At 72.4% G+C, this 18,841-nt stretch carries 17 protein-coding genes and 1 tRNA gene; 5 read left to right on the forward strand and 13 right to left on the reverse strand.

Annotation, left to right across the window (positions count from 1 at the left end):
• Window positions 1-22: 22 nt before the first annotated feature.
• From ACZ56L_RS05490 to ACZ56L_RS05530, 9 genes are all read right to left on the reverse strand, one after another.
• Entirely contained in the window at window positions 23-1,669 is a 1,647-nt protein-coding gene (locus ACZ56L_RS05490) for a long-chain fatty acid--CoA ligase (protein WP_401755357.1), read from the reverse strand.
• A 165-nt stretch (window positions 1,670-1,834) separates the two neighbouring features.
• Complete coding sequence (locus ACZ56L_RS05495) at window positions 1,835-2,425, reverse strand: SigE family RNA polymerase sigma factor (protein WP_345220709.1); 591 nt, start codon at window positions 2,423-2,425, stop codon at window positions 1,835-1,837.
• Window positions 2,426-2,617: 192 nt separating this feature from the next.
• Window positions 2,618-3,514 carry a DUF1906 domain-containing protein gene (locus ACZ56L_RS05500; RefSeq protein ID WP_471061905.1) on the reverse strand — a complete coding sequence of 299 codons (897 nt, stop codon included), beginning with the start codon at window positions 3,512-3,514 and terminating at the stop codon, window positions 2,618-2,620.
• A 53-nt stretch (window positions 3,515-3,567) separates the two neighbouring features.
• The gene (locus tag ACZ56L_RS05505) at window positions 3,568-4,734 is read right to left on the reverse strand and encodes a lipid-transfer protein (RefSeq protein WP_345220713.1); all 1,167 of its coding nucleotides are present in this window, start codon (window positions 4,732-4,734) and stop codon (window positions 3,568-3,570) included.
• Entirely contained in the window at window positions 4,731-5,204 is a 474-nt protein-coding gene (locus tag ACZ56L_RS05510) for a MaoC/PaaZ C-terminal domain-containing protein (protein WP_471062806.1), read from the reverse strand. The genes ACZ56L_RS05505 and ACZ56L_RS05510 overlap by 4 nt, the downstream gene beginning before the upstream one ends.
• Window positions 5,205-5,224: 20 nt before the next feature.
• Window positions 5,225-6,304, reverse strand: a complete 1,080-nt coding sequence (locus ACZ56L_RS05515) for an acyl-CoA dehydrogenase family protein (protein ID WP_471061908.1) — start codon at window positions 6,302-6,304, stop codon at window positions 5,225-5,227.
• A 5-nt stretch (window positions 6,305-6,309) separates the two neighbouring features.
• A complete protein-coding gene (locus ACZ56L_RS05520; protein WP_471061911.1) occupies window positions 6,310-7,332 on the reverse strand; it encodes a bifunctional MaoC family dehydratase N-terminal/OB-fold nucleic acid binding domain-containing protein in 1,023 nt (340 codons plus the stop codon).
• Window positions 7,333-7,436: 104 nt separating this feature from the next.
• A complete protein-coding gene (locus tag ACZ56L_RS05525) occupies window positions 7,437-8,600 on the reverse strand; it encodes an acyl-CoA dehydrogenase family protein (protein ID WP_471061914.1) in 1,164 nt (387 codons plus the stop codon).
• 181 nt (window positions 8,601-8,781) lie between these two features.
• Window positions 8,782-9,093, reverse strand: coding sequence for a hypothetical protein (locus tag ACZ56L_RS05530; RefSeq protein ID WP_345220726.1), 312 nt, complete (start codon window positions 9,091-9,093; stop codon window positions 8,782-8,784).
• Window positions 9,094-9,398: 305 nt separating this feature from the next.
• Between ACZ56L_RS05530 and ACZ56L_RS05535 the strand changes: the two genes are divergently transcribed.
• The gene (locus ACZ56L_RS05535; protein ID WP_471061918.1) at window positions 9,399-10,352 is read left to right on the forward strand and encodes a bifunctional DNA primase/polymerase; all 954 of its coding nucleotides are present in this window, start codon (window positions 9,399-9,401) and stop codon (window positions 10,350-10,352) included.
• Between the two features lie 312 nt (window positions 10,353-10,664).
• Window positions 10,665-11,936 (forward strand): hypothetical protein, encoded by a 1,272-nt coding sequence (locus ACZ56L_RS05540; protein ID WP_471061921.1) that lies wholly within the window; start codon window positions 10,665-10,667, stop codon window positions 11,934-11,936.
• A 149-nt stretch (window positions 11,937-12,085) separates the two neighbouring features.
• Here ACZ56L_RS05540 and ACZ56L_RS05545 read toward each other — a convergent pair.
• Both ACZ56L_RS05545 and ACZ56L_RS05550 read right to left on the reverse strand, forming a co-directional pair.
• Window positions 12,086-12,172 (reverse strand) — tRNA-Ser (locus ACZ56L_RS05545).
• A gap of 43 nt (window positions 12,173-12,215) precedes the next feature.
• Complete coding sequence (locus ACZ56L_RS05550) at window positions 12,216-13,826, reverse strand: S1C family serine protease (RefSeq protein WP_471061923.1); 1,611 nt, start codon at window positions 13,824-13,826, stop codon at window positions 12,216-12,218.
• 298 nt (window positions 13,827-14,124) lie between these two features.
• Between ACZ56L_RS05550 and ACZ56L_RS05555 the strand changes: the two genes are divergently transcribed.
• The 3 genes from ACZ56L_RS05555 (at window position 14,125) to ACZ56L_RS05565 (ending at window position 16,745) form a co-directional block, all read left to right on the forward strand.
• Window positions 14,125-14,946 (forward strand): glycerophosphodiester phosphodiesterase, encoded by an 822-nt coding sequence (locus tag ACZ56L_RS05555; protein ID WP_345220740.1) that lies wholly within the window; start codon window positions 14,125-14,127, stop codon window positions 14,944-14,946.
• A gap of 85 nt (window positions 14,947-15,031) precedes the next feature.
• Window positions 15,032-15,619: an ATP-binding protein gene (locus ACZ56L_RS05560; RefSeq protein ID WP_345220742.1), complete on the forward strand. Its 588-nt coding sequence runs from the start codon at window positions 15,032-15,034 to the stop codon at window positions 15,617-15,619.
• 148 nt (window positions 15,620-15,767) lie between these two features.
• Window positions 15,768-16,745 carry a DUF5926 family protein gene (locus ACZ56L_RS05565; protein ID WP_471061928.1) on the forward strand — a complete coding sequence of 326 codons (978 nt, stop codon included), beginning with the start codon at window positions 15,768-15,770 and terminating at the stop codon, window positions 16,743-16,745.
• Between the two features lie 223 nt (window positions 16,746-16,968).
• Here the strand turns inward: ACZ56L_RS05565 and ACZ56L_RS05570 are convergent, their stop codons facing one another.
• The gene (locus ACZ56L_RS05570; protein WP_401755319.1) at window positions 16,969-17,496 is read right to left on the reverse strand and encodes a hypothetical protein; all 528 of its coding nucleotides are present in this window, start codon (window positions 17,494-17,496) and stop codon (window positions 16,969-16,971) included.
• 184 nt (window positions 17,497-17,680) lie between these two features.
• A complete protein-coding gene (locus tag ACZ56L_RS05575; RefSeq protein WP_401755316.1) occupies window positions 17,681-18,367 on the reverse strand; it encodes a bifunctional DNA primase/polymerase in 687 nt (228 codons plus the stop codon).
• Window positions 18,368-18,841 lie beyond the last annotated feature (474 nt).

The following is an 18,841-nucleotide window of genomic DNA, read 5'->3' on the forward strand; positions in this document are numbered from 1 at the left end:
CGCCCCGGCCCTCGCCGCCCGCTCAGAGCTGGGTGACCTCCAGCTCCCCGTCCGCGTAGCTCTTGCGGATCACCTTCTTGTCGAACTTGCCCACGCTGGTCTTCGGCACCGCCGGAATCAGCGCCCAGCGCTCGGGAAGCTGCCACTTGGCGATGCTCTGCGCGAGGAAGTCGCGCAGATCGGTGTACGAGACCGTGGCGCCCTCGGTGAGGACCACGGTGGCCAGCGGGCGCTCGCCCCAGCGCTCGTCCGGGACGGCCACGACGGCGGCCTCGGCGACCTCGGGGTGGGCCATCAGGGCGTTCTCCAAATCCACGCTGGAGATCCACTCGCCGCCGGACTTGATGACGTCCTTGGCCCGGTCGGTGAGGGTGAGGAAGCCTTCCGGGCTGATGACGCCGACGTCGCCGGTCTTCAGCCAGCCGTCCTCGCTGACCTTGTCCTCGGGGCGGAAGTTCTCGCCGCCCGCGCCGCCGTAGTAGGAGCCCGCGATCCAGGCGCCGCGCACCTCCAGCTCACCGGCGGACTCGCCGTCCCAGGCCAGGACTTCGCCGGACGGGCCGACCAGCCGCGCCTCGACGCTCGCCGGGAGGCGGCCCTGGGTGATGCGGTACGGCCACTCCTCCTCGGGGGTGAGCCCGGCCGGAGGCCGTGCCATGGTGCCCAGCGGGGACGTCTCGGTCATGCCCCAGGCATGGCAGAGGCGGACGCCCAGCCTGTCGTACGCCTCCATGAGGGCCGGCGGGCAGGCCGAGCCGCCGATCGTGACCTGGGCCATGGAGGACAGGTCGCGCGGGTTCGCGGTGACCTCGGCGAGGAGGCCCTGCCAGATGGTGGGCACCGCGGCGGCGTGCGTGGGGCGCTCGCGCTCGATCATCTCGGCGAGCGGGGCGGGCTGGAGGAAGCGGTCGGGCATCAGCATGTTGATGCCGGTCATGAAGGTGGCGTGCGGCAGGCCCCAGGCGTTCACGTGGAACTGCGGGACGACGACGAGGGTGGTGTCCTGGTCGGTGAGGCCCATGGACTCGGCCATGTTGACCTGCATGGAGTGCAGGTAGATGGAGCGGTGGGAGTAGGCGACACCCTTGGGCTCCCCAGTGGTGCCGGAGGTGTAGCAGAGGGCCGCGGCGGAGCGCTCGTCGATGTCCGGCCAGTCGAAGGTGGTCGGGCGGTCCGCTATCAGCTCCTCGTACTCGTGGACCTGGGGGTCGCACCCGTCGAGGAGGGACCGGTCTCCGGGGCCCGCGACGACCACGTGCTCGACGGTCGGCAGGTGCGGAAGGAGCGGGGCGAGCAGGGGCAGCAGGCTGCCGTTGGCGATGACCACGCGGTCGGCGGCGTGGTTGACGATCCAGATCAGTTGCTCGGGGGGAAGGCGCAGGTTGAGGGTGTGCAGCACCGCGCCCATGGAGGGGATCGCGAAGTACGCCTCGACGTGCTCGCCGTTGTTCCACATCAGGGTGGCGACCCGCTGGTCGCCGACGACGCCGAGTTCGTCGCGCAGGGCGTTCGCCAGGCGGACGGCGCGCTCGCCTGTCTCCGCGAAGCTGCGGCGCTGCGGCTCCGCCTCGCCGGTCCAGGTCGTGATCTGCGACTTCCCGTGAATGGTCATCCCGTGCTGCAGGATGCGGGTCACGGTCAGCGATACGTCCTGCATGGTGCTGAGCACGGCGTCCTCCCGATGGGCGCGCGAAAAGGCACAAAGAGCCCGGCGGCGAAATGTCGCCCGTGGCTGTGCGGCCGATTCTGCGCGCGTACCCGGCGGTATGTCACTACCTGGAGGTAACCAAAACGCAGGCAAAATCCGGGAGCCCGCCGGAGGGATCTCCGCCGGTCAGCGCACCGGAGTCAGCTCGGGGTCCTCGCGGAGCTTGCCGAGGGCGCGCGAGACGGCGCTCTTGACCGTGCCGACGGAGACACCGAGCACCTCGGCGGTCTGCACCTCGCTGAGGTCCTCGTAGTACCTGAGGACGACCATGGCGCGCTGCCGCTCGGGGAGCTTCATGATCGCGCGCCACATGGCGTCGTGCAGCACCTGCCGCTCGGCCGGGTCCGGTGCGGGGGCGACCGAGGACGTGCTCGGCTCGGGCAGCTCCTCGCAGGCGAACTCGTCGACCTTGCGCTTGCGCCACTGGGAGGTGCGGGTGTTGACCAGCGCCCGGCGCACGTAGCCGTCCAGGGCGCGGTGGTCCTCGATGCGCTCCCAGGCGACGTACGTCTTGGTCAGGGCGGTCTGCAGCAGGTCCTCGGCATCGCTGGGGTTGGCCGTCAGCGAGCGCGCGGTGCGCAGCAGGACCGGGCCCCGGGCCCGGACGTAGGAGGAGAACGACGGGTACCCCGGGAAGGCGGAGCGGCCGGGGTTCGCGGTGTGCCCGGCGTGCCCGGTGGCGGCCTTCGATGCGCTGGTGCAGACAGGCGTGGTCATGTGTTCCACGCTAGAAGTGGCGGCGGCCCCGGGGATCGGTCCCAGGTCCCGAAGGCGTCTCCGCCTCAGGTTGTAGGGGTGGGGCAGGCCCCACCTCCTGAAGGTGGAGGGGGGCCGGGGGGAAGTCAGGGTCGGGACGGCGGCGGGGTCGGGGTCGGGGGCGCGGAACGAGGCCGTGGGGCCCCGGCGGGGTCACTCCCAGGTGCGGGCGACCAGGGCGTCGATGCGGTTGCGGTCGATGTTGAGCCGGTGCCCGCCGTGGGTCTCCTTGACGTTGCCGGCGTACTGGTGGATGCGGCGGTGCGGGGACCAGGCCCGGGGGCTCAGCGACGGCTCTCCGGACACCGAGGGCTTCTTGCCCCAGCGGGCGAACCACACCACCGTGGGCAGGTCCTTGAACTTCGCCCGGCGGGCCCACTCCAGGTGGGCGACGCCGGAGTCGGCACTGCTGTAGTAGCCGGGGAAGTAGCGATGGCGGCGCAGCTCGCGGTTCCAGGCGCGCACGAAGTCCAGGGTACGGGCGGCGCAGGCCCGGTTGCCGGTGTCGTACGCCTCCATGTCGAGGTAGAGCGTGCTGCCGGGGATCATGCCGTGCCAGCGGGCGCGGTTGACCGCGTCACGGGCCTCCGCGGCTCCCTGGCGCCAGGGGTCGCGGCCGATCGTGAGGCTGCGCTTGTGCTTGAGGGTGACGCACGGGGACTGGGAGCCGACGTACACCGGCAGCAGGAACCAGCCCATCCGGTCCACCGACTTGATCCACTGCTTGTTGAGGTTCGTCTGGCGCGGACAGCCGCGGGCCCGGCCGCCGAAGTAGATGCCGACGGCGCGGTACGGGGAGGAGCGCCACGCCTTCATGGTGGCGACGGAGGGGGCCTCGCAGGTGTCGAAGGCCCAGCCGTTGAAGTGCACGGGCCGCCCCGAGTACTGCCTCGCCGCCGCCCCGCCCGCCGCGGGCTCGGCCGCCGCCCGCGGTGCGGGCAGCGCCAGGGTGGTGAACAGGGCGACGAGTGCGACCGCGAGCGCCGCCCACCTGAGGGAGGAACATTTTCGTACGTACGGTACGTACGCTGAGTCAGAGAATCGGTACATAGGGTGAGCTAACGGTCATTCAGCACCGGAGTCCACGACTCACGCCGGGGCGGTCAGCAATCGACGCCCAGGATCAACCCGGATGTGGGAACGCCGGTGCCCGCCGTCACCAGCGTCCGTGCCGCGCCCTCGACCTGGTTCGCCGAGGTGCCGCGCAACTGCCGGACGGCCTCGGCGATCCCGTTCATGCCGTGCAGGTACGCCTCACCGAGCTGGCCGCCGTGCGTGTTCAGCGGCAGGGCGTCCGCCGCGACGAAGTCGGCCGCCTCGCCGGGCTCGCAGAAGCCGAACTCCTCCAGCTGCATCAGCACGAACGGCGTGAAGTGGTCGTAGAGGATCCCCACGTCGATGTCGGAAGGCGCCAGCCCGGAGGTCCGCCAGAGCTGCCGCGCCACCACGTCCATCTCCGGCAGCCCGGTCAGGTCGTCCCGGTAGAAGCTGGTCATCGCCTCCTGCCCGCGCCCGGCGCCCTGCGCGGCGGCCACGATCACGGCGGGCGGCTGCGCGAGGTCGCGGGCCCGCTCGGCCGTGGTCACCACGACCGCCTGGCCGCCGTCGGTCTCCTGGCAGCAGTCGAGCAGCCGCAGCGGCTCCACGATCCACCGCGAGGCGGCGTGGTCGGCCAGCGTGATCGGCTTCCCGTGGAAGTACGCGGCCGGATTGGTCGCCGCGTACCGCCGGTCGGTCACCGCGACGTGTCCGAACGCCTCGGGGGTGAGCCCGTACGTGTGCAGGTAGCGCCGCGCCGCCATGGCCACCCAGCTCGCCGGCGTGAGCAGCCCGAACGGCAGCGCCCACCCCAGCGCCGCCCCCTCCGCCGACGGCTCCCTGCGCTGCACCCCGGACCCGAATCTGCGCCCCGAGCGCTCGTTGAACGCCCGGTAGCAGACCACCACGTCGGCCACCCCGGACGCCACGGCCAGCGCCGCCTGCTGCACGGTCGCGCAGGCCGCGCCGCCGCCGTAGTGGATGCGCGAGAAGAACGACAGCTCGCCGATCCCGGCCGCCTGCGCGACGGTGATCTCGGGGCTGGTGTCCATGGTGAAGGTGACCAGCCCGTCCACGTCCGCCGGGACCAGCCCGGCGTCGTCGAGTGCCGCGTGCACCGCCTCGACCGCCAGCTTCAGCTCGCTGCGCCCGGAGTCCTTGGAGAACTCGGTCGCCCCGATCCCCACGACCGCGGCCTTCCCGCCCAGCTCGTCCGCCCGGTGGATGCTCACGCGCGCTCCTTCTCGGGGGCGTCGGGGCCCGAGGAGGGCTCCGGAGCCCCGGCGGGCTCCGGGACCCCGGGGGTCCGGAGGGTTCCGGTGAACGCCACCTTCACCGTGCCGGTGACGTGGCGGCCGATGCCGTTCACGCCGACCACGCGGATCTCGGCCGTGCCCGCGGGGCCGTCGACCTCGCTGACGGTCCCGCGCAACACCATCGTGTCCCCCGGATAGTTGGGTGCGCCGAGCCGGATCCTCACCGCCCGCAGCCGGGCCCCGGACCCGAGTCGTTCGGTCACGTACCGTCCGACCAGCCCGTTCGTCGTCAGGATGTTCATGAAGATGTCCGGCGACCCCTTCTCCCGCGCGGCCTCGGCGTCATGGTGCACATCCTGGTAGTCGCGTGAGGCCACCGCCCCGGCGACGATCAGCGTCCGCGTCACCGCGATCTCCAGCGGTGCCAGCTCCTCGCCGGCCCGCAGCTCCCGCACCCCTCCGGAACTCATCCCCACGCCCCTTCCTCCGCCACCAGCAGCTCCCCGAGCCTCTCCAGCGCCTGGCCCCCGCCGCCCAGGTACGCGTCGATCTGCCGGCCCCAGAGGAAGTGCCGGTGCGCCGGGTGCGCCAGGTCCGCGCCCACCCCGCCGTGCAGGTGCTGCCCCGCGTGCACCGCCCGCCGCCCGGCCTCGGACGCCCACCAGGCCGCGGTCAGGGCGTGCGTCGCGTACGGGAGGCCCCGGTCGTACCGCCAGGCCGCCTCGTACGCGGTGACCCGGATCGCCTCGGTGTCCATGTGCGCTTCGGCGGCCCGCAGCTGGACCCCCTGCTTGGTGGACAGCGGCCGCCCGAACTGCTCCCGCTGCGAGGTGTACTCGGCGGCCCGCGCCACCGCGCCCGCGCACACCCCCGCCTGGAGACCCGCGTAGGCGATCGTCGCCGCCCCCCGCACGCTCTCGTACGCCCGCGGACCCGGCCCGCCCAGCCGCTGCGCCCGCGCCCCGTCCAGGGTGAGCCGCCCCGCTGCCCAGGGCGCCGTGGTCTCCACCGGCGCCACCCCGACGCCCGCCTCCCCGGCCCGTACGATCCACAGCCCCCGGTCCGCGTCCGGCACCAGCACATGCGTGGCGTCCCGCAGCCACGGGACCACCGGCACCACCCCGGACAGCGCACACGTGTACGAGCCGTCTCCGGTTTCCGCACCGTCGCTCACCCGAACGCGTCCGGGGCCGGTGGCCGAAAACGCGCCCACGGCCACGAGGGAACCGTTTCCGAGACCCGGGCCCATCGTTTCCCGCTGTTCTCGCGTTCCGAAAGCGCCGATCGCCAGCACACCCGCGACACTCGTGGCCGCAAACGGAACCTGTGCCGTGGTCCGTCCCTGCTCCTCCAGCAGCAGGACCAGCCCCAACAGGCCCACCTCCGCCACCGCTTCCAGCAGTCCCGCCCCGCCCAGCCGCTTCCACAGCTCGGCGTCGCTGCCCGTGCCGGCCGCCGCCAACCGCTCGTGCGTGGCCAGATCGCCGAAGATCCGCGCCGCCAGGTCCCGCGCGGCCCGCTGCTCCTGGCTCGGAGTGAAGTCCATCCCGGTCACACCTCGCCCCGCGCGTCGCCCGCACCGTCCACGGCCCGGAACACCGGCAGTTCCAACTCCGCGTCGTACCGCTGGAACTCCGCCCTCACCCGCATCCCGATCCGCACCCGCCCGGCCGGCACCCCGACCACGTTGCTGATCATCCGCACGCCCTCGGCCAGCTCGACCAAGGCGACCGCGTACGGCGGATCGAAGGCGGGGAAGACCGGGTGGTGCACGACCACGTAGCTGAAGACTGTGCCCTCGCCGCTCGCCTCGACGGTGTCCCACCGCGCGGAACCGCACCCGTTGCACCCGGGCAGCCACGGGAACCGCAGCAGCTCGCACGTCCCGCAGCGCTGGATCAGCAGCCGGTGCGCGGAAACCCCCTCCCAGAAACCGGCATTGTCGCGGTTGACCACCGGCCGCGGCCGCAGCACGGGCGGCACGTCCTTCGACGGCTCCGCCCGGGCCGCTGTCCGGGCCTCCGCCCGGACCTCCGCCGGGGCCTCCGTCCGGACCTCCGCGCGCTCCTGTGCCGCCGCTCCCTGTGGAGTTGTGCTCGCAGCCGGGTCTTCGCGGCGTCGCGCCGGGGCGTACTTCAGGATGCGGAAGCGGTGCGTGCCCGCCAGCTCCCCGTCCCCGAAGACGTCCGTCCGGGTCGTGACGAAGTACCCGGAGCCCAGCTTGGTCGTCTTGCGGTCGGACACCGACTCGATCACCGCGTCGAAGGTGACCCGCTGTCCGGGCCGCAGGTCCCGCACGTACTCCTGCTCGCAGTCGGTGGCCACCACCGACGTGCACCCGGCGCCGTCGAGCAGCGCGAACAGGTCCTCGTATGCCGGCGAACGATCCGTGTGCCCGGACAGGCCGCCCATCGTCCAGGCCTGAAGCATCGTCGGCGGAGCTGTCGCGTCCGGTCCCCCGTACGCCGGACTGGTGTCTCCCATCGCTTCGCACCAATGCCTGATCATCGGCTCGTTGACCAGGTCCTTGCCCACTGCCGAGGAGGCCGCCGTCTGCCCCTCGTACTTCTTCAAACGGGCGTGGAATCCGTCGCGTTCCCCATCGCCATAACTTTCTGTGACGAATTTCCGCTTTCCCGCACCGTCCGTTACGGACCGGTCGCTCGTCGAGTCACCCGTCACCGCTTGGCCCTCCGCATCCCGAGCCGCATCGTCGCCACGATCTCCCGCTGCACCTCGCTCACCCCGCCGCCGAAGGTGTTGATCTGCGCGGCCCGGTTCATCCGTTCCAGCTCGCCGTCCCCGAAGGCCCCCGGCGAACCGGCCCGCACCAGACCCGCGTCGCCCACCACCTCCTGGCAGAGCCGGTAGACGGCGACCGCGCTCTCGGTGCCGACGAACTTCACTCCGCTCGCGTCGCCCGGTGCCAGGGTTCCCGCGCCGACATCGCCCACCAGCCGCCAGTTCAGCAGCCGCACCATTGCGAGCCGGGCGTGCGCCTCGGCCAGACAGGCCCGCACCCAGGGCTTCTGACCTGGCATTTCCCCGGTCTCCGGGTCGATGCGCCGAGCGTGGGCCAGGGCTTCGGCGTACACGTCCTCGGCCTGCATCCCGATGGCCGCGAGGGCCACCCGTTCATGGTTGAGCTGGTTGGTGATCAGCCCCCAGCCCTCGTTCTCGGCCCCCACGAGGTGGGCGGCCGGGACGCGTATCCCGTCGTAGTAGGTGGCGGTGGTGGTCAGGCCGCCGACCGTCTCGATCGGCGTCCAGGAGAAACCGGGCGCGTCCGTCGGGACCAGGACGATCGATATCCCCCGGTGCTTGGGGGCTTCGGGGTCGGTGCGGCAGGCGAGCCAGATCCAGTCCGCGTTCTGGGCGTTGCTGGTGAAGACCTTCTGCCCGTCGATCAGCCACGTCTCGCCGTCCGCCGACCGCACGGCGCGGGTACGCAGCGACGCGAGGTCCGTGCCGGCCTCGGGCTCGCTGTAGCCGATCGCGAAGACGAGTTCACCGCGCAGGATCCGCGGCAGGAAGAACTCCCGCTGCGCCTGGGTCCCGTACTTCATCAGGGTCGGACCGACCGTGTTGAGCGTGACCATCGAGACGGGGGCGCCCGCCCGGTACGCCTCGTCGAAGAACACGAACTGCTCGTCCGGGCCGCGTCCTTGGCCCCCGTACTCCCGCGGCCAGCCGAGCCCGAGCATCCCGTCGGCGCCGATCCGCCGCAGCAGGGCGCGCTGCCCGGCCGGGTCCGGCGGCGGCCCGTGCGGCATCAGCTCACGGAAGTACGAACGGAGTTCGGCGCGCAGCCGTCGCTGGCGCCCGGTCGGTGCGAGGTGCACGGCGGTGGCCTCCGGCTGGTGTCCGGACGTACGGAGCAGAGTTCCTGACTGTCCGTCAGATTCCGCGACCGTGTCAAGAGGCGGGGACCGCACGCACACATGCCTGTGCGGCGGCGCCGAAGCACCGCCGCACAGGCAGTCATTCACCCCGCAGCACGGCCCCCCATCAGGCCGCGCGGCACTACCAGAGCTCGGTGAAGCTCACCGCGACGTTGTAGTTGCCCTGCTGGATGGCCGTGTCGTCCGAGTCGTTCACCGCGGCGGTGTTGTTCTGGTTCGAGGCGCCGGCACCGGTGGCCACCTGCTGCGTGGAAACGGAGTTGCCGTTGTTCGTGCCGCCCACGCCGGTGCCGATCTGCGTGGCAACGGTCGCGTTCGATCCGTCGTCCGCGAAGGAACCGTTGTCGGCCGTGGCAACACCCGTGAAGAGGGCGGCCGCGAGGGGGAGAGCGGCGACAGCGGCGATGACGCGAGCGTTACGGATACGTGCCATGTCAATTCCTCCAGGAACTGTTAAGTACGGCTGATACCGAGAGAGTCGGCCGACCGCCTCGGCGCTGGTGTCGACGTCGCGACATCAGGTTGACCCACCGAATCCCCGGCGAACCACCCCCCACGCGCTTATTCGCTCGCAAGCGTGAGCTTTTGTCGATAAACCCCCGACCCCGTCGCAAATCACCCTCCTACTGGCCAAATAGCCCACTGAGTCCAGTAACCCCATAAGAGGAACCGTTCCGGCACATTTTCAGCCAACTTTCCCGGCTTCCCTTATTCGAACATTCGTACGACGATGGAGTCATGGCCACTCCAGACCGGCTCACCGCCACCCTGGCCCTCGCCCACGCGCTCTCGGCCGCGGAGCGCGGACTGCCCGTCATCCCGCTGTCCCGCACCAAGCTCCCGGCCCTGCCCTCGCCGCACCGCGAAGAACCCCCCGCGGCAGGCCCGCCCTGCCGCGGCGCCTGCGGCCTGACCGGGCACGGCGTGCACGACGCCTCCACCGACCCCGCGGTGGTGCGCGCCCTGTTCGCCGCCGCCCCCTGGGCGACCGGTTACGGCATCGCCTGCGGCCGGCCCCGGCACCACCTCATCGGGCTCGACCTGGACACCAAGCACGGCGCCGATCCGCTCGCCGCCCTCCACCGGCTCGCCCGGGACCACGGCTTCACGATCCCCGCCACCCTCACGGTGCTCACCCCCTCCGGCGGCCGCCACGTGTGGCTCACCGGACCGCCGGGCGTCCCGGTGCCCAACTCCGCGAGCCGCCTCGCCCCGGGCGTCGACGTCCGCGGCGCGGGCGGTTACCTGGTCGGACCGGGCTCCCTCACCACGGCCGGCGTCTACCGCCTGGCCCCCGGCACGGCCCACCTCCCGGCCGCCCCCTGCCCGGGCCCCCTCCTCGCGCTCCTCACCCGGGAGCGCCGCAAGCCCCCGCCGCCGGCCCCGTTACGTACCGCGCACGGACACGGCCTGGTGGAATTCGTCCGCACCGCCCACGAGGGCCAGCGCAACACCCGCCTCTTCTGGGCCGCCTGCCGCGCCTACGAGAACGGCCTCGGCGAAACCCTCGCCGCCGCCCTCACCGCCGCGGCCCTCCACACCGGCCTCGCCCTCCCGGAGATCCACTCCACCCTCGCCTCGGCCGTCCGCCGTTCCACGGGCACCCGCGCCCGGCCCCCGGCCGACGCCCGCCCAGTACCACTCTCCGGGCCGGGCCAGGCACCACCGCGAGGCGGTCGGCATCGCGCATAGGAGGCGATGTACCCGTACGGAGTGACAGCAACGCACATGTCACCACACGTATGGGTGAGTGTCGGGTCCGGTCGCAGGGGTACGGGGTTGCTGACCGCCCGCCGGGGAGGACCCGAACGAATGACGTCCTTCACGGTCGAAATGCCTGGCAGCGACGCTGTACGCGAAAAAAGCGGTACGCCGGAAGGCTTTTCCGGTCGCCTTCGATCAGCAACGTGCGCGTGTCTACACCGTCCTAAACGTCCTGATTGTTCAGAATGTTGCTTACTGCCCCAGTTGGAACTATGAAGTTTCGTTGCCGAGGAGCATGACATGCAGACGCGCAAGTGGCTCCCAGACCAGCCCACCTGTATCGGCCGGCACGACTGGCCGGACGACGGGAACAACGGAACGCACATGCGACTGCGAGTCGGCTCCATCGTGGTACTCGATCGGCAGGCGTGGCGGATCCTGGAGATCAACGGTTATCCGGGCGACCGGTGGCCGGACTCCTACGAGAAGGCGTGGCGCGACCACGTGGAACTGTGGTGGCACGCCAACGAACTGCGGCGGGCCAACAACCAGTCGATCAAACCGGTCCCCGAGCAGGCCGAGTTCTACAAGCGCCCGGTGGTGCTGGTGCTGCGCAACGAGAACCTGCCCCGCTCCGCGCCGAAGCACTGGTGCGCTCCCGCCAGCCACGACTGGCGGGTCCTGCCCGAGCACTACGCCGTCTGCCGGGCCTGCGGCGAGCTGCCGCCCTGCCGGCACGGGGAGTACCGCTGGGAGGGCGGCCCCCGCTGGCCGGAGCAGAACGGCGGCATCCCGCTCATGGTGCCGGAGGACTGCTGCATGGGGTGCGCCGAGCCGATCAAGCCACGGGTGCGGACCGTGCGGTTCCCGGGCCCCAACCTCTGGTACCCGGACCTGGGCGAGGACACGGCCGTCTTCCACGGCCGCACCTCCTGCGCCGACCAGGTCGACTGCTACCGGATGCAGTGGCAGACCGAGTACAACCCCCGGCCCCACGCGGCCCCCTCGCTGCCGGCCGCTCCGGCGTTCCCGGGTTTCGACCACTTCACGCTCCCCCGGACACGGCACGCGCAGGACGTGTCCCACCACCCCCCGCGGGCCTCCCACGAATTCCGTCCCGAGCAGTCCGTGTCGGCCATGTCGTCGCGGCCGACGGAGGAGTGCTCCTCCATGACGGGTGACTTCAGCTCCGTGCACACCCGGTTCGACGCGCACCGGGAGGCTCTGGGGACCGGCACGCCGACGACCGGCGTACCCGCGTCGGCGCCCGCGCCCGTCGCACCCGCGCCGGCGTACCAGCCCGCGCCCGCCGCCTCCGGCGCGCCCACGGCAGGCCCGGCGGCACCGGAGCCCCTCCCCGCGGCCGAGGCGCCCGCTCCCGTACCCGTCGTCCCTTCCGTCGAGAGCGTCGAGCCGGCGCTCCGGTCCGCCCAGGAACTGGGCCTGGCCCTGGCGGAACGCCCGGCGTTCCACAACGCGGAGCAGGCGGCCCGAGTGATCGAGGAACTCACCGCCGCGGTCCGGAACATCGCGCTCTGCCTGAACAACCCGGCCGCCCGCGAACGCTCCTGACCCCGGACGACCGGCTGCCGGCCCGCCGAACGGTCTTCCGGCGGGCGCCGCTCCCGGCACGGGCGGATCAGCAGGAGGCAGACCCCACGACGAAGGGGTGCCCCCTGGCGGGGACACCCCTTCTGATCAGTGCGCCGACTGACCCGGTGCGGTGGGTGTGGGATTTGAACCCACGGTGACATCGCTGCCACGACGGTTTTCAAGACCGTTCCCTTAGGCCGCTCGGGCAACCCACCCTCGCGTCACCCGCCTGCGGGGACGCGAGGACAGCCTAGCCGGTCAGTTGTCGCCCTCGCGTGCCTGGAGGGTCACTTCGGTGGTGGACTCCTTGCCGCCGCGCGTGTAGGTCAGCTTGACCTTGTCGCCGGGCTTGTGCGTCCAGATCTCGCTGATCAGGGTCGGACCGCTGTCGATGACGCGGTCCTCGAACTTGGTGATGACGTCACCGGGCTTGAGGCCGGCGGCGGCGGCCGGGCCGTTCGGGGTGATCGCGGGGGTGTTGCCCGCGCCCGATTCGGAGATCTTCGCGCCCTCGCCCTTCTGGTCCATCGCCACCGTCGCGCCGATCATCGGGTAGACCGGCTTGCCCGTCTTGATGAGCTGGTCGGCGACCGTCCTGGCCTGGTTGACCGGGATCGCGAAGCCGAGGCCGATGGAGCCCGCCTGGCCGCTGCCGGAGCCGAAGCCGCCGCTGGGGACGGACTGGATCGCGGAGTTGATGCCGATGACCGCGCCGCGGGAGTCGAGGAGCGGGCCGCCGGAGTTGCCCGGGTTGATGGAGGCGTCCGTCTGCAGGGCGCTCATGTACGAAGCCTTGCTGCCCTGGCCGTCGCCCGAGGCGACCGGGCGGTCCTTGGCGCTGACGATGCCCGTGGTGACCGTGTTGGACAGGCCGAAGGGCGCGCCGATTGCGATCGTCGCGTCGCCGACGACGACCTTGTCCGAGTCGCCGAGGGGCAGCGGGGCGAGGTCGCCCGCCTTCTTCAGCTTGAGGACGGCCACGTCGTAACCCTGGGCCCGGCCGACGACTTCGGCGGCGTACTTCTTGCCGTTGGAGAAGGTGACGGACAGGTCGCCGCCGTCGGCCGCGGAGGCGACCACGTGGTTGTTGGTCAGGATGTGGCCCTGCTTGTCGTAGACGAAGCCGGTGCCGGTACCGCCCTCGCCGCTGCCGCTCTGCGCGTCGATGGTGACGACGGAGGGCAGCGCCTTGCCCGCCACGCCCGCGACGCTGCCGGGGTCGCGCTTGAAGTCCTGCGGGTTGCCCGCGGCGGAGATCGTGGTGGACCCGCCCGGGGAGTTCGCCTCGCGGTTCGCCATCCAGAAGCCGATGCCGCTGCCGACGCCGCCCGCCACCAGTGCGGCGACCAGGACGGCGGCGATCAGCCCGCCGCGCCCCCGGCGCTTGGGGGCCGGGGGCTCCTGGCCCAGCGGGGCGCCCCAGGGGTCGCCGCCGCCGTGGCCGCCACCGCCGTGGCCGCCGCCGTGGTGCGCGTCGCCGCCGTGGCCGCTGCCGTAGGCGGTGCCGTACGCCGGGAACGCGGGCGGCGGCGGGGGCCAGGCCGCGCCGGGCGCGGCCTGGTGCTGCTGGGGGGCCTGCGGCGCCGGGGGCTGGTGCGCGGCGGGCTGATGGGCGGGAGGCTGCTGGCCGGGGGGCTGGTGCGCGGCGGACGGCGGGGTCGGCGGGTGTTCCGCCGGGTGCTCCGGGGCCGGCGTCCGGTCGGCGGGCGCCGCCGCGTCGGGGTGAGCACCGGCACCGGCCGCGGGAGCCGCGGGAGCACCCGCGCCCGGGGCGCCGGACGGCTTCGCGTCCTGTTCCGTGGCCGGGACGGGAGACGGCGGTACGGACGGGGCGGCCGGTACCGCAGTGCCCTCGTTCTCGGTGCTCACAGCTCTCTCCTCGGTTCCACGTCGTCCTGTTTCTGATGGTGCGGCACGCTCCGGGAAGCCTGGTCCCGTTGTAGGCCGTTTTCCGCTGTGCAAGTGTGTGCTGTCAGCTTTTCCCACAGCACGTCAGAGCACTGTAAACGGGACCTGTGCGTCCGCTCGTCATCCTTTATTCCGGACCAAACGGACGCACCCGGAACCGGCCTCGAAGCGGCCGAACGGCCCCCTGTTTCCCTCGCGGCCACCCGTTCCCCGCACTGCTTCGCGTACACCTGCCCGTCGGCGGTGACACCATGACGCGGTGACTCACGCACGACAGCAGACCATCCAGGTAGTCGCCCACCGCGGAGCCTCCGAAGCGGCCCCCGAGCACACCCTGGCCGCGTACCGCAGGGCCATCGAGGACGGGGCCGACGCCCTGGAGTGCGATGTGCGCCTGACCGCCGACGGCCATCTCGTCTGTGTGCACGACCGCCGGGTCAACCGCACCTCGAACGGTCGCGGCGCCGTCTCCACCCTGGAGCTGGCCGACCTCGCCGCCCTGGACTTCGGGTCCTGGAAGGGCATCGAGGAGAGCGGGGAGCGTCCGGACCGGGACCCGGACCGCGGCGAGCTCACCTCCGTGCTGACCCTGGAGCGGCTGCTCGAACTGGTCGCGGACGCGGGCCGTCCGGTTCAGCTCGCCATCGAGACCAAGCACCCCACCCGGTGGGCGGGCCGGGTCGAGGAGAGGCTGCTGGAGATGCTGCGGCGGTTCGGTCTCGACGGGCCGCCCCGGGAGGCGGGCGCGCCCGCCCCGGTGCGCGTGATGAGCTTCTCGGCCCGCTCCCTGCACCGGGTGAGCCTCGCCGCGCCCGCCCTCCCCACGGTGTACCTGATGCAGTTCGTGACGCCCCGGCTGCGCGACGGGCGGCTCCCGGCGGGCGCCGGGATCGCGGGCCCCGGCATGCGCATCGTGCGCAACCACCCCGGTTACATCGCCCGCCTGCACCGCGCGGGGCACCGGGTGCACGTCTGGACGGTGAACGAGCCGGAGGACGTGGAGCTGTGCGTCCGCCTGGGCGTGGACGCGATCATCACCAACCGCCCCCGGCAGGTGCTCGCGCAGCTCGGCCGCGCCTGACGCCCGGGGACCGGCCCCGGCCACCGCCGGGAGTGCACCGGCGCATCCGTACCGGATTCGATCGTTACGAGTGCATCATTGGCCAATGCTTGGCCGGTTTCCGGTCCAGGCCATTGGGGAATCCACACCGTGGCGTGGGGCGAAGGAGGTCTCGGGGGTGGCGTTGATGGAGGCACAGGAGGTGCCCACGTCGTCGTGCATGGCCATTCCGCATGGCCCTGCCGGCGTGGGCGCGGCAAGACGTCGGATGCGTACGGAGCTGCGCACCGGAGGGGTGTCGGAATCGGTCGTCGACGACGCGGTTCTGGTCCTTTCCGAACTGCTGAGCAATGCCTGCCGGCACGGCAGGCCACTGGGGGCGGCGGAGGTCGGCGACGGAGCCGTCCGGGCCGCCTGGCAGGTCGGCCCCACGGGACGGCTGACCGTGGAGGTGACGGACGGCGGCGGCCCGACCCGGCCGGTTCCGGCCACTCCCTCGGTGACCGCGCGGGGCGGCCGCGGGCTGAACATCATCAGCGCGCTCGCCCGCGACTGGGGTGTCCGGGACGACCGGGCGTCCGGCGAGGTGACGGTGTGGGTGGTGCTCGAGGAGAGCGACCGGCACAGCGACTTCGCCACGCGCGTGGCACCGCCGGTGCTGGACTTCGCGGTCCCGTTCGACGACCTGGGCTGACGGCCCGCGCCGTCGGGCGGCGCCGGCGCCCGCCGCGCCGGGGGCGCACGAGGACGTGCGCGGGACGGGTGAGGACGTACGCCGGACGTGTCCCCCATTGCGGCTAGGCTCGCGCCGACACCGCACTGCCGCAAGGGGAGAAGCACGCATGGCCAAGAAGCGCCCGCAGACCAAGGCCGCCAAGCCGCAGACCGTCAGCAACGAGCCCGTGCCGGTGGTCGGGGCGCGCGAGCCCTGCCCGTGCGGCTCGGGCCGCCGCTACAAGGCGTGTCACGGCCGTGCCGCCTCGCACGCCGTGACCGAGCTGGTCCAGCGCCCCTTCGAGGGCCTGGCCGGGGAGTGCGACTGGGTCGCGCTGCGCGAGCTGGTGCCGGCCGCGACGGTCGCGCTCACCCTGAAGGACGGGCTCCCCGACGGCGTTCCTTCGGTGACCCTCGCGACGGTGCTGCCGATGGCGTGGCCCGCGCTGCGCCGTTCGGACGGCTCCGTCCTCCTCGGCCTGCAGAACGACACCCCCTCCGGCGACCTGAGCCGCGACCTCGCGAACACCCTGCGGCGGGCGCTCGTCGCCGAGCCCGGCAACCCGGTCACCGCCGACACGGCGCCCGCCGACGGCCCGCGGCTGCAGGACCTCCTGGACCCGGACGCCGCCTTCGCGCCGGACGTGCACACGGGCTTCGAGTTCTGGGTGCCGGACGCCGAGAACGGCGCGAACGCCGACCCCGAGGTCGCCGCCTCCCTGGAGCGCGCCAACGCGGCCGCGATCCCGACCGTGCGGCTGACCGGTGTGGACAGTGCGTACTGGTGCGAGACGCCCGAGAAGAACCACCTGCGGTGGGCCATGCCGCACCCGGAGGAGAAGCTCCTGGACGCGCTGGCCCGGCTGCACGCCGCGGGCGCCTCGTCGCTGGGCGAGGACACCCGCCTCGTCGGCTCGTTCCGGGCGCACGGGATCATCGTTCCGGTCTGGGACCTGCCGAGCGCGATGACGGCCGAGGAGTGCGAGAAGCCCGCCGCCGCGTTCGCCGAGCGGCTCGCCGGCGCGCTCGCCTCGGACGCCCCGCTGACGTCCGAGGAGCGGCGCTCGCGCGGCGGCCTCACGAACCGTCAGGTGACGTTGAGCTGACTCCCCGGACGGGGCTCTTCGGGCCCCTCCGTTGCACGTCGCACAACGGGACGGAGCGGGCGCAGTGACTCCGGTCACAGTGGCCCGTACTGACGAGTAAATCCCTGTCTGAATACACGAGATCGAATTTGCGAACAGCAGATCTCTTGTTACCGTTCTAGGAGCCCGGTCGCTGGTGCATCCCCCGTCGCCAGCGATCGGGCCTTTCATTTTTACGGCCTCTTTACGGCCGCGCCGACTCCGGTGAGTTGCTCCCGGAGCGCAGCAGCAACGGCCCGTCTCCCCGGGCCGCGAATTCCGACACCGCCGTGTACGAGGCGTCCTTCTCGGGTGCCGCCGCCCACCGCTGCGCCGCCGGCTCGCGCGGCGTCTCGCACGACCCCGGTTCGTCCCCGGCGCCGATCGCGCAGCGCATCCGTACGGTACGGCCGGCCGGAGCCATCAGCGTCAGCACGGCGTCGAGTTCCTCGCCCGTGGCGTTGCGGTAGTACGTGCGCGCCCAGGCCCTCCCCGCCTCGGTGAGCACACAGGTCTGCGCCTCGACCCCGTCGGGGGAGGAGACCTCGGGACCGCACCGGGCGCGCACGCGCCCCGGGGCTTCGGTCTCCCGGGGCTTCGGGTCGTCCGTCACGCGCGGCACGCCGGCGAGCGCCCTGCCGGGCTCGGCCGGCGTTCCGGGCGCGGGCCCCGCGGAGGCTCCCGCGAACGGCAGCAGAACGGTGAACACCACGACGGCCGAAAGCCCGATCATGCGGATATTCAAGGGGAGTCCCACCTGTCAACTGCCGGGGAATTCGTGACGGTGGGCCGAAGATATCGACGGTGGGCGCACGGTTCGACGGCCGCGCGCCCAATTCCGCTGAACTCGCGCCGTCTCGCACTCTTACGAGTGAGCGGCGCACGGCGGTCCGCCGCCGCCGCTCACCGAACACGGGTCAGTAGGCGAGCCTGCTGCCGCCGCCGGGAGCACCGCTGCTCGCCACCACCAGGGCGTCCAGCACCGTCTCCACGTCCGGCAGCCAGGGGCGCCCGTCCCCGCCGAGCGCCGGTTCGCGCTCCCAACGCGCCTGCCCCGCACCCGTTTCGGCGGGCGGCAGCACCAGATAGCCGCCGTCGCCGTGGAACCTCAGCGAGGAGGGCACCCGGTCCTTGGCGTACAGGAGTTCACCGAGCCGCTCCAGGGAGTACGGAGCGACCAGCAGCGACCACCGGGTGGACGTCGCCACGACCGGGCCCAGGCGCACCCCCATCCGGTCCAGCGCCACCAGCGCCCGCGCGCCCGCCAGCGCCGGGAGACTGAGCGCGCAGGGGGCGCGCCCGCCGGTGGCGAGCACCACCGGTGCGTCCGGGCGCTTCTCCCACCACCAGCGCACCATGCGCGCGTCGGTGGTGGCGGCCGGCAGGCCGGGATCGAAGGGGTGCGCGCCGGGCACCACGCACTCAGGGTCGGGACAGGCGCAGCGAACCGCCGCGCCCGCGCGGCCGTCGGCCGCCGTCAGCCCCACGCCCGGCAGGACCGGCCACTGCCACACGGTGGCGCAGGTGAGCGCCGTACCGGGCAGGACCGACCGCTCGCTCCGCCGGAACCGGAGCCTGCGTCGCCTTCCGAGGATCTCGCGCATGAGCGCTCGTTCCTTTCCGTTGAACGCCGAGGTCCACATGACTACTGCACTCACTGCTGCACACTGCGCGTACTTACGGGACGTATTTCAGAGCCACTCGACAGCCTGCGGTACGGCAGCCCCACAGGGGCCGAGCGCGGAACGTGGCGGGGGGTGGCGCGCACAGGGCGCTTTCCCGTCCCCGAGGGACGTCGCCGTCGTTTCCGATGGTGCTGATCCCTGGTGCTTGATCCCTGGTGCCTGAACGGTCCCTGACCGTCATTCGGAACGGCGCCGGGCCCACAGCGGATAGGACGCCTGCGCCTGCCGCCGGGTTCCGGGCCGACGGCGGCACGGCCGCAGTCCCCCGGTCATCACCTGAGGCAGATACCCAGCACGGCCGATATGACGCGCTGTCGAACGCCCTCAGTCGACCGCAAATGCGGGTACGGGGCGGCTTTTTCCGGCCAGGTACCCATTCCTCTGTTTTCCCAG

This window comes from Streptomyces sp. NPDC039736 (assembly GCF_055596485.1).